Below are 370 nucleotides of genomic sequence, written 5' to 3' on the forward strand. Positions count from 1 at the left end.
CCGCGTCTGGACGACGGGCCCTGCGGCGTTGGGGTTGATGTCGAAGTCGAAGATGCCCGTGGGCAGCCACAGCGTGGCGCAGGAGTTGGGCACGTCCACCACGCCGCTGATATGGCCCTGCACGGGCGCCGTGCCCAGGATGGAATACGCCTGGGCGCCGCTGTAGCCGAACTTCTTCAGGTATTCGATGGCGTTCAGGCAGGCCTGGCGGTAGGCCACGTTGACATCCAGGTAGTGCTGCCTGCCGCTCTCGTCCACCGAAATGCCCTCGAAGATCAGGTAGTCGTCATAGCGCGGCGTGATGGGGCTGGGCTTGAAGATGGGGTTCTTGATGCCGTACTTGGCCATGCCGCCCTTGATGAGGACGCGG

Annotated in this window: 1 protein-coding gene; it reads right to left on the reverse strand. The window is 64.3% G+C overall.

Going from position 1 to position 370, the window contains the following annotated elements; translation table 11 throughout:
• A partial coding sequence (locus L995_RS01945) for an acetamidase/formamidase family protein (protein WP_047468586.1) occupies positions 1–370 on the reverse strand: 370 nt, incomplete at both ends.

Origin of the sequence: Delftia sp. ZNC0008 (genome assembly GCF_000799035.1) — a bacterium.
Classification (GTDB): domain Bacteria; phylum Pseudomonadota; class Gammaproteobacteria; order Burkholderiales; family Burkholderiaceae_C; genus Comamonas; species Comamonas tsuruhatensis.